At 40.2% G+C, this 7,031-nt stretch carries 6 protein-coding genes; 3 read left to right on the top strand and 3 right to left on the bottom strand.

Annotated elements, in window-relative coordinates; genetic code table 11:
* From G4420_RS23140 to G4420_RS23130, 3 genes are all read left to right on the top strand, one after another.
* On the top strand, positions 1 to 1,091 hold a 1,091-nt coding region (locus G4420_RS23140; protein WP_204273803.1), incomplete at its 5' end, for a YARHG domain-containing protein.
* Positions 1,092 to 1,258: 167 nt separating this feature from the next.
* Positions 1,259 to 1,678: a hypothetical protein gene (locus G4420_RS23135; RefSeq protein ID WP_163326323.1), complete on the top strand. Its 420-nt coding sequence runs from the start codon at positions 1,259 to 1,261 to the stop codon at positions 1,676 to 1,678.
* 166 nt (positions 1,679 to 1,844) lie between these two features.
* The gene (locus tag G4420_RS23130) at positions 1,845 to 3,056 is read left to right on the top strand and encodes a hypothetical protein (protein ID WP_163326322.1); all 1,212 of its coding nucleotides are present in this window, start codon (positions 1,845 to 1,847) and stop codon (positions 3,054 to 3,056) included.
* Positions 3,057 to 3,516: 460 nt separating this feature from the next.
* Here G4420_RS23130 and G4420_RS23125 read toward each other — a convergent pair whose 3' ends face one another.
* The 3 genes from G4420_RS23125 to G4420_RS23115 are packed head-to-tail and all read right to left on the bottom strand — an operon-like array spanning position 3,517 to position 6,887.
* Positions 3,517 to 4,404, bottom strand: coding sequence for a 3'(2'),5'-bisphosphate nucleotidase CysQ family protein (locus tag G4420_RS23125; RefSeq protein ID WP_163326321.1), 888 nt, complete (start codon positions 4,402 to 4,404; stop codon positions 3,517 to 3,519).
* 57 nt (positions 4,405 to 4,461) lie between these two features.
* Complete coding sequence (locus G4420_RS23120; RefSeq protein ID WP_163326320.1) at positions 4,462 to 5,442, bottom strand: oxidoreductase family protein; 981 nt, start codon at positions 5,440 to 5,442, stop codon at positions 4,462 to 4,464.
* Positions 5,443 to 5,462: 20 nt separating this feature from the next.
* Positions 5,463 to 6,887: a monomeric [FeFe] hydrogenase gene (locus tag G4420_RS23115; RefSeq protein WP_163326319.1), complete on the bottom strand. Its 1,425-nt coding sequence runs from the start codon at positions 6,885 to 6,887 to the stop codon at positions 5,463 to 5,465.
* Between the last annotated feature and the right edge of the window lie 144 nt (positions 6,888 to 7,031).

Here is a 7,031-nt window from a genome sequence, read left to right as displayed (position 1 = left end):
CAGTGCGGTGCGTTGTCTCTGCTCCTTTCTTGACCGTCTTCGTCCTGCGGACGCTGACGCTCTTCGAAATCCGCAACGACAACTTGCAAGTGACCGTTACCAACCATTTTGAAAAAGCTCAGATGAAACTTAAATACTTGAAAATACTACTTATTGTTTTCCTCACATCAAAATTCGGATTTGCGCAAGTCTTGACACACAAAACCGAGTTTGATTTGGGGAATGATGGTAGCATTGAAAAACTATTGTTCTACGACAAGATTAATGGAGAATTTGAAAAAACAGAATTTACAAATTTCCTTGTCATAAGTGGAACTGACACTCTTTCCTTTGAAAATGAGGAAGTATGGGTTGAAAAACCAGAATTAAACAAATTCACAGATGAGATAATTGATAACCGAGTAGGTATTATCAAAGACAAAGGAAAATATTATTTGATTCTTTCGGGATTCCAGTATGGCTGTTGCAGGGTAAAGACAACAATACTTGAATGGACTGGCAACTCATTAATTGAACGTTTTAATAGAGAATTTGAAGTTAAGGAAACTCCAATCATTGATAATAAACGCTACTTGGTAGGAGACTATTCATTTAGTGAATCATACGGAAATGAAGATAGTTATTACCATTTCTACAGTTTTTATCCAACAGAATACCGTTCATTCTCTGAGAATTTTACAGTGGATAAAAAACTCACTCAAGAAAAAAATCTTGTTTATCCAAAAGTTGAGAACTTTATTGATGTTTATTCAGCGTCACTTGTGAAAGAGAATATCACCAACCAGACCTTTATGATTAGTGAAAAGTTTGAGCAGTCGTTAAAAGATAGAGAGTTTGGGATACTTTCATTAATTGAACTACCAGATGAGTTTTTCCAGAACTTTGATAAGGAAAAACTGAGAATCATTCGAAACGAAATCTTTGCTTACAATGGTTATGATTTTAATTCTCCCGACTTAAAAAAGTACTTTGAATCAAAAGATTGGTATAAACCGACAAATAAATCATCAGAAGAGATTAGTAACGAACTGACTAATATTGAAAAGCATAATATTGACAAAATAAAACAAATAGAAAAAAACGGTTGGTAACACAGTACATATTGCAGGGCGGGGTTCGGTGGTACGCAAACTGCGGATTCTCGCATCGCAGTTCCGTGTCCTTCGGACAGGAACGCGCTCCGCAATCCGCCCCGACAACATGTACCAACCGTTAACGCCAAGCTTGAAAAAAACAATAAGAAACTAACCGAAAGCAAATGAAAAAGGTAATACTCATAATATTTATAATTGGCATTTTTTATTCATGTCAAAATAAGGTTGAGAAAATGCTTACAAATTATGATTGGAAAATTGAAAAAGTCATTGACCTTAAGACTGGGACAATTAATCCAACAGAAAAAGACAACGAGAAAATATGGAATTTTGCTTCAGACAATACATATCAATATAAAACAAAAGTTGAGAGTAACGAAAATCTTATAAAAGGAGAATGGCAACTAAAAAATCTCTATTTGCTAATCCATAATGAGTTTGATTCAACGAAAGTACATATTGAGAAAATTAATACTGAGGAAATGGTTTGGTTAGTACAAGGAAATGATTCACTTAGGTTTTATCTAAATTCAAAAGTAAAAGATGTTGTAGTTCCAAATTTCCCAAACATGAATGGACAATGAAAAAAAATAAAAGCCAGGCGTTAACACAGTACATATTGCAGGGCGGGGTTCGGTGGTACGCCAACTGCGGATTCTCGCATCGCAGTTCCGTGTCCTTCGGACAGGAACGCTCTCCGAAATCCGCCCCGACAACATGTACCAACCGTTATGCTTAATGCTGAAAAAGATGAATAGACTACTAATTATAATATTTCTGATTATCTCAATCCCCTCAATAGGGCAACAAGATTCGACTAAAAGCAAAATAGTTGATGTTAAAGTTTCACAGAAAGTTCGAAATTTAGAAAGTTTAAAGCAACAAGGAACATCTATAATTACCGATAAAGAACCCATTGATTCAAAAGATGATTCATCAAATCTTAAAAAGCAGGTAACTATATTAGAAACTAAAGTCGATAACACTTATAAAAAACAAAAAAAGGCGGAAGTAGATGTTGATACTACAGAATTAGAGCTTACTAGTAGTGAAACTCTGCCAGTTCCATTAAATACAAATGGTTTGACCAAAGTTGTAATGGTTAAAGAAAAAAGCAAATTTGATTTTCTAAGATATCTCTTACCAATTTTAACTCTATTTCTTGGTATTTGGACTAAACAGTGGTTGGATAAAATTTCTGATAAAAAGAGAATAAAGAAATCTGGAGAAAGATGGATAGCAGAATTACGTAGTTTAGAGGAACCGCTAAAAAAGCAAATAGAGTCATTAGAGAAATTTATTGAAAACCACAAGGAAGAAGAATTCACAATACCAGCAATAAATTCTTACTCATCCTTAAATGGAGAAATCTTCAAATCCCTCGATAAAAATGAGTTAATAAAATACATTGAGATGAAGAACAAAAAAGCTGATTTCAGTGACATTGTAAAAATCTCAAACAGAACTCATGGATATATTAGTATTTTGGTATTCCTGCATAGTTCTTTAAAAGAAAAATTTGAGAAATTTATAGAACAGAGTTCAAAGTACACAGAAGCCTTAAGCATGAATCTTCAATCTTTTGGAGTAGCTTTTGCAGAATACGGAATTGAAATTGAGAGAGAAACTGAATCTGCACCTAATGAAGATGCTAGATATAAACCTATTGCTGATTTATATAATGCACAAATTGTTCCTTACTTAGATGATGGAAAATTTATCCCGTCAATTTTAAAAAGGGATTTCTTTATTCCTGTTCTAAATATATTGAATTCTATCAGATTAGACACTAGGACTAAACCTCTTTTCATTTCATCCAGCGGAGCTATGAATAATATAAAGGCAATCCAGATGGAAAAACAATATATAAATGAAATTGCTACAACAATGATTAAAAGATATAAAGAATTATCAGCCAAATTGAATGATATTGTACAAAATATAGAAAAGCACAAAGCATAACACAGTACATATTGCAGGTCGGGGTTCGGTGGTACGCCAACTGCGTATTCCCGTTTCGCAGTTCCGTGTCCGCCAGCTGGCGGACAGGAACGCTCTCCGAAATCCGCCCCGACAACATGTACCAACCGTTAATATCCGGTTCTATCTAAATCTACCACAAACGCCACCAATGCCGCCGTCGCCGGCCAACCAATTTGGTCCGCAACGTAAAAATTTGGCATCAATAATACGTGGTTTCAAAATTGGGGTAACAACACATGCCCGAAAAATAAACCCGGAATTCGCCTGGCAATCGCGGTATCACGATCACATTAACCGAAACAATAAATCGTTTGAACGCATTTGCAATTCTGTACGATCAAATCCCGATAACTAGGATGCAGATCGTAACCAAACCGATTAATAACAATATCGCACATGCTTTGTTGCTGCGCGATTCTATGCGTTCCGTTCAGAACCGTTACAAATTTGTTTTCAGCAAAGCCCGAATCGCATCCGCAATTTCGGCGTTGCTGGTATACAGCGCTCCACGGTGATTCATAAAGGTAGAATCCTTTCGGTTTAGGTCGAGGGGTGTGCCATCGAAACTTGTTGCCGGAGCAGCAATCTCGTTAAAAATACATGCTGTTGCTGCAAAATCCCAAAGGCTTCCTCCGCCGGGTGTTGGTTTCGGCAATTTAAAATAGCAGCCCGGTGCCTTATCGAGTGTCCAGATGGCGTTTAAAACAGCACCGGCCTGTTTTTGTAGTTGCAATTGGTTGATATTTAGTTCCTGCAACTTATCCTCCAGTCCGTTGATAAATTCATCGAAATGCTCGTATTTCAGGAAAGTACGGTCCATGTGGAGGGTAAATGTTCTTTTGCCCTCCAGCTGTAAATCAGGTTGCCAGCTTTTGTGGTTTTTAAAAGCTCCCTGGCCTTTTACGGCGTAATAAAGATTCTGTGTAAGCGGATCGAAAACAACGCCAATAACCGGCTCTCCCGATTTCGAAACCAGGCCAATGGAAACGGCATAACCGGGTGTTTTTTCGGTAAATGCCAGTGTTCCGTCCATGGGGTCGATACACCAGAAATAGTCTTTTTCGAAACGGCTTTTATCATCAACGCTCTCTTCGGTAAGCAAAGCCAGGTCGTATTTAGAAATGGAGGGTGAAAGTACTTCCAGAATGGTGTTTTGTGCTTTTACATCCACCTCGGTAACCACCTGCGAGGCCAGGCTGTCGGCCGCTTCCTTATTGTTTACGGCCACTTCTTTTGTGGAATATTCGCGAATTAAAGCGCCTGCTTTTTCAGCCGCTTCAACGGCCAGTTGAGAAAGTGCAAGTAAATCGGTAGTTGTTAAACGCATATGCAGGATTGATCAATAAATTAAAAAATGAAGGGCTAAAGGTACACAAAGTTGGGTTTACTCCGCTAGTTTCTCAATGACTTCGCGCGAAACACGTTCGCTGTACGAATTGATTTTCCAGTGCCCCGGATGCCAGCCTTTTAAAAAGCGATGAAAATCGGCCCAGGCAATGGGATATAAATTACGCCAGTCGGCTTCAAGCGCATCGCCGTCAATAGTGGTATTTTTCTTTTGAAGAGCTTCAAGCAAATGGGTAAAATACATGTCAAGTAACTTACCTTCATATTTTTCGCAGTCGTTTTCGCTCATGCAGCTGCCAATAAAATAAGCCAGGTCTTTCATGCCGCATCCACCGCCAACGTATTGAAAATCTACAGCAGCCACCTTCTTCCCATCATTCGAAAAACAGAAGTTGGCCAGTTTGGCGTCGCCGTGCACAAGCGTTTGAAAAGGACTTTCGCTAAGCTTTTTATCAATAGCGCTCGCGGCATTTTTTAAGGGCAGATCATCCATTGCTTCCAGCTCTTCGGGGCGGGTTTCAAGGTGCCAGTAAGTTCCGGTTTCCCATAAACCTTCGGGTTTTACTCCCATAAAAGTTGCATGAAAATTGGCCAGCCAATGGATACACGCATTTATATTGTCCCAGTTAACTGAAGAGCTTAAACGTTTTGCAAATCCGGTGCTGTCGAGGTCTTCAAAAACCATTAACACTTCGCTGCTCTTTGTTTCCAGCGCATAACATTGTGGTGTTTTACAATCATCGTCGCACTTTTCGTTAAACGATCTGTACCACTTTGTTTCCACTTTGTACGATTTTAGTTTCCGCTGATGCGAGAGGTCGGTATTCCAACCACGCGGATGCGAACCTCCTTCGGGCAGGTTAACATGTTTTACCACCACACTTTCAAGCTCGCAACCTTCCAGCCCAAAACGTACGATTTCGCCGTATCCGCTCCACAAACTCTGAATTACTTCAATTTCGTAAAGGTTTTCTGCTCCGGTTGATTGTAAAATGATATCCTGAAAATGTTGATCCATGTTTTCCCTTTTTGCGGTATCTAGTCTTTTAAGTTGGCATTAAACAATTTACGGTTACCGGCCATTTCGCCCAGCGATGCAGGCCCGTTAATACAGCCACCTTCGCAAACCATAAATTCGATAAAGTTTGCAGGCGCTTTTCCACGGGCGTAAGCTTTCATCATTCCAACGGCTTTTTTGTCAACACCGTTAATCACCAGTTCTTTAATGTTTGCCTCGGGACGCTCGGCTTTAACAGCGGCAGTTACACCTCCCGAAAGTGCAAAACCACGGTCAACGGTCTTTTTATTATGTCGGGCTTCGTTATCGGGAATTCCTCCCAAATCGATATCCAGACCAACAATCAGTGCATTCAGCTCCTCAAACGACATTACATGATCAACTTTATCGTTGCGGCGGGCTTCTTTTCGTTTCCCGATACATGGTCCGATAAAAACCACTTTTGTGCCCGGATTTTTCTCGCGGGCAATATCGGCCGCATACATCATCGGCGATGGTGTGTCCGATACAAAAGGTTTTAATCCTTTTACGTGCTTCTCAACGGTTTCCACATAACTTGGGCAACAGCTGGTGGTCATAAACGGTGCTCCTTCGTCAAGGCGTTCAAGAAATTCTGCCGATTCGTGTTCAACAGTCTTTCTCGCTCCATCGGCAACTTCTACCACTTCGTTAAAACCAATTTCTTTTAACAGGTTTTCAATTTGCCCGGTCGACAGGTTAAACTGTCCGTGAATGGCCGGAGCAAAAATAGCGGTGGTGTGCTCTTCTTTTCGGATACACATCAGAATATCGATAAGCTGACTCACTTCGAAAATACTGCCAAACGGACAAGCTACCATACACTTTCCGCAGTAGATACATTTATCGTCGTCGATACGTTCAACACCGTATTCGTCTTTCGAAATGGCTCCTACCGGACACGCTGCCTCGCAGGGGATAGGTACGTGGATAATGGCGTGGTACTGACACTGCTTTTGGCAAATACCGCAGTTAATACATTTGTCGGTGTTAATTTGTGCCTGACCATTTACCATGCTAACGGCGTCTTTCGGGCAGTTCATCATACACGGACGCGCCACACAGCCCCGGCAAAGGTTACTTACCACATACTGTGCTTTAACACAACTCGTGCAGGCTTCGTCAACCACGGTCATTATTTCTTTTTTTACCTGCGTGCGGTTTTGGGCATTTTCGGCATAGGTACTAAGGGGAGTCAATTCATCTTTTTCATCGTCAACAGTGTAACCCAGCAAAGGAAACAACTTGTATTTTATGACCGCCCGTTCTTTATGAATACAGCAACGGTGTTGTGCTTCGCGGCGTTTTGGTGCCATTTGGATGGGAATTCGGTCGATCTCCTCCACCAGCTTGCCATCGGCAAAAAGCCTGACGATTTGTTTCAGTAAATCTCTTCTAATAATCAGTGTGTTACTTGTGTACCCCATGTTGCCTTATTTTTTTGACGCCGCAAAAGTACTGCCTTTTTTATGTTCGGCAACACCTTTTTAGTGATTAGTTGATTCTTGTTAAGTCAGGGTTAAAACCGAGCGACTTGCAATGCGGGCAACTGACTTAAAAAGTTTGATATA

Origin of the sequence: Draconibacterium mangrovi (genome assembly GCF_010586825.1) — a bacterium.
GTDB classification, from domain to species: domain Bacteria; phylum Bacteroidota; class Bacteroidia; order Bacteroidales; family Prolixibacteraceae; genus Draconibacterium; species Draconibacterium mangrovi.
The sequence above is the reverse complement of the archived record's forward strand: the minus strand, read 5'-3'. Positions and strand labels throughout refer to the sequence as shown.

Bases quoted from the DNA above. Each gene is read 5' to 3' on its own strand.
- G4420_RS23135 (WP_163326323.1), top strand. From the start codon at position 1,259: ATGAAAAAGGTAATACTCATAATATTTATAATTGGCATTTTTTATTCA.
- G4420_RS23130 (WP_163326322.1), top strand. From the start codon at position 1,845: ATGAATAGACTACTAATTATAATATTTCTGATTATCTCAATCCCCTCA.
- G4420_RS23125 (WP_163326321.1), bottom strand. From the start codon at position 4,404: ATGCGTTTAACAACTACCGATTTACTTGCACTTTCTCAACTGGCCGTT.
- G4420_RS23120 (WP_163326320.1), bottom strand. From the start codon at position 5,442: ATGGATCAACATTTTCAGGATATCATTTTACAATCAACCGGAGCAGAA.
- G4420_RS23115 (WP_163326319.1), bottom strand. From the start codon at position 6,887: ATGGGGTACACAAGTAACACACTGATTATTAGAAGAGATTTACTGAAA.